The sequence below is a fragment of the Variovorax sp. 01T439_2 genome (assembly GCF_056398445.1).
The window spans coordinates 1-2,803 of sequence record NZ_JBFTPJ010000798.1 but is presented as its reverse complement, the minus strand read 5'-3'; the positions used below and the strand labels follow the sequence as shown (position 1 = coordinate 2,803).

The following is a 2,803-nucleotide window of genomic DNA, read 5'->3' as shown; positions in this document are numbered from 1 at the left end:
GACCTGCTCGATGAGCCCGTCCCTGAGCACCACCACGCGGTCAGCCAGCGTCATGGCCTCGACCTGGTCGTGCGTCACGTAGATGGTGGTGGCACCGAGCGAGCGGTGCAGCTTGTGGATCTCGACGCGCGTGTTGCCGCGCAGCGCCGCGTCCAGGTTGGACAGCGGCTCGTCGAACAGGAACACCTTGGGCGCGCGCACGATCGCGCGGCCGATGGCCACGCGCTGGCGCTGTCCGCCCGACAGGTCCTTGGGCGTGCGGTCGAGGTACTGCGTGAGGTTGAGCGTCTTCGCCGCGTACTCGACCTTGGTCTTGATCTCGTCCTTGGGCACGCCCGCGAGCTTGAGCGCGAAGGACATGTTGTCGTACACGCTCATGTGCGGATAGAGCGCATAGCTCTGGAACACCATGGCCAGGTCGCGCTTGCCCGAAGGCGCCCAGGTGATGTCCTTGCCGTCGAGCAGCAGCTTGCCGCTGGTGATCGGCTCGAGCCCCGCAATGAGGCGCAGCAGCGTCGACTTGCCGCAGCCCGAAGGACCGACGAAGACGATGAACTCGCCCTTCTGGATCTCGAGATCGACGCCCTTGATGATGTCGACGTCGCCGAAGCTCTTCTTGATGTCTTTGAGTTGCAGGTAGGCCATTCACGACTCCTTGATTGCTTGTGAGCAGGCTGCCGAAGCGCCCGCGCGGGTCAAAAGCGCGCAGCCAAATGCGGGAGCTGCCGCGGAACCGGCTTTGCCGGGCCGCTGGCGGCGCCCCCTCGAGGGGGTTGGCGAAGCGACACGCAGTGCGCGAAGACTGGGGGTGTTCATTTCACGGCGCCGAAGGTCAGGCCTTGCACCAGTTGCTTCTGGCTGAACCAGCCGAACACGACGATGGGCGCGATGGCCATCAGCGAGGCGGCCGACAGCTTGGCCCAGAACAGGCCCTCGGGGCTGGAGTACGAGGCGATCAGCGTGGCCAGCGTGCCGGCCTTGGCCGAGCTGAGGTTGAGCGCCCAGAAGGCCTCGTTCCAGCTCAGCACCAGGCACAGGAGGCCGGTCGATGCGAGCCCGCCCACCGACAGCGGCAGCACGACGTGGCGGAACTCGGTCCACAGGCTGGCGCCGTCCATGCGCGCGGCTTCGAGGATCTCGTTCGGAATGTCCTTGTAGGCGCTGTAGAGCATCCACACCATGATCGGCAGGTTCGACAGCGTGAACACGACTGTGAGCGCGGTGAGCGAATCCAGGAGGCCCGCGGTCTGCGCGAGCACGTAGATCGGCACCAGCGCACCGACGGCCGGCATCATCTTGGTGGAGAGCATCCACATGAGGATGTCGCGCGTCTTCTTCGTGCGGAAGAAGGCCATCGAGTACGCCGCGGGCGCCGCGATCAACAGGCCGATGATGGTCGAGCCCAGGCTGGTGACGAGCGAGTTGCGCGCATACAGCAGGTAGTCGCTGCGGCGCTGCACCTCGCTGAAGTTGCCGAGCGTGGGCTCGAAGATGAAGAGCGGCGGCACGTGGATCGCCTGCAGTTCCGTCTTGAAGGCCGTGAGGAACAGCCAGCCGAGCGGAAAGAACAGCAGCAGCGCCACGGCCCAGGCACCCACGGTGCGCAGCAGTTGCGGAAGGAAGTTGCTGGGTTGCATGGTCGTTCCTTCAGTCGAGGTTCTTGCCGATGATGCGGATCAGGAACACGGCCACGATGTTGGCCAGCACCACCGCGAACAGCGCGCCGGCCGAGGCCACGCCCACGTCGAAGTTCATCAGCGACTGCTTGAAGATCAGGTAGGTCATGTTGGTGCTCTCGTTGCCCGGGCCGCCGTTGGTGGTGATGGCGATCTCGGCGAACACGCTGAGCAGGAAGATCATCTCGATCATGATCACCACCGCCATCGGCCGGCCGAGGTGCGGGATGGTCAGGTAGAAGAAGCGCTGGAATGCGCTCGCGCCGTCCATGCGCGCGGCTTCCATCTGCTCGCGGTCGAGCGACTGCAGCGAGGTGATGAAGATCAGGCAGGCGAACGGCAGCCACTGCCAGGCCACCATGACGATCACCGAGAACAGCGGCACGTCGGTGAGCCAGTCGACCGGCGTCGCGCCGAAGAAGCGCCACACGTCGGCCAGGATGCCGTAGATGGGGTTCATCATCATGTGCTTCCACAGCAGCGCATTGACCGCGGGCATGACGAAGAAGGGCGAGATCAGCAGCACCCGCACGATGCCGCGGCCCGGAAACGGTTCGTTCACCAGGAGCGCGAGCAGCACGCCGAGCACCACGGTGATGACGATCACGCTGCCGATCAGCACCAGCGTGTTCCAGGTGGCGGGCCAGAAGTCCGGATCGGTGACGAAGTAGTGAAAGTTCTCGATGCCCGCGAAGGTGCGCTCGCCGGGCTGCATGAGGTTGTAGTTCACGAACGAGAAGTACAACGTCATCGCGAGCGGCACGATCATCCACAAAAGGAGCGTGAGCACGGCGGGCGCCATGAGGGCGCGGGGCAGGAGTCGTTTCATGAGGAAGTTCCTTCTCGTTGTCTCTGGCTCCTTCCCCCGCCGGGGGAAGGCTGGGATGGGGGCTCCTGGATCAGGCGCTGCGGTGATTGGTGCGCCGCGTGCCCCCACCCCTGCCCTCCCCCGGAAGGGGAGGGAGCAAGAAAGTAAGCCCCGCTTACTTGTAGTAGCCAGCCTTCTTCATCTCGCGCTCCGCCGCCGTCTGCGAGGTCTTGAGCGCCTGGTCCACCGTGACCTTGCCCGACAGCGCCGCGCTCATCTGCTGGCCCACCGCCACGCCGATGGCCTGGAACTCGGGAAT

General features: G+C 65.0%; 3 protein-coding genes and 1 pseudogene. All 4 read right to left on the bottom strand.

Features of this window, described 5'->3' with window-relative positions; all coding sequences use genetic code 11:
- Positions 1–645: ABC transporter ATP-binding protein (locus AC1DOC_RS27955; RefSeq protein WP_478130947.1), on the bottom strand; the 645-nt coding region annotated here is incomplete at its 3' end.
- A 167-nt stretch (positions 646–812) separates the two neighbouring features.
- Positions 813–1,637 (bottom strand): carbohydrate ABC transporter permease, encoded by an 825-nt coding sequence (locus AC1DOC_RS27950; protein WP_018903542.1) that lies wholly within the window; start codon positions 1,635–1,637, stop codon positions 813–815.
- A gap of 10 nt (positions 1,638–1,647) precedes the next feature.
- Positions 1,648–2,505, bottom strand: coding sequence for a carbohydrate ABC transporter permease (locus AC1DOC_RS27945; RefSeq protein ID WP_012746258.1), 858 nt, complete (start codon positions 2,503–2,505; stop codon positions 1,648–1,650).
- A gap of 154 nt (positions 2,506–2,659) precedes the next feature.
- Positions 2,660–2,803, bottom strand: a pseudogene (locus AC1DOC_RS27940) (sugar ABC transporter substrate-binding protein); the annotation flags it as partial.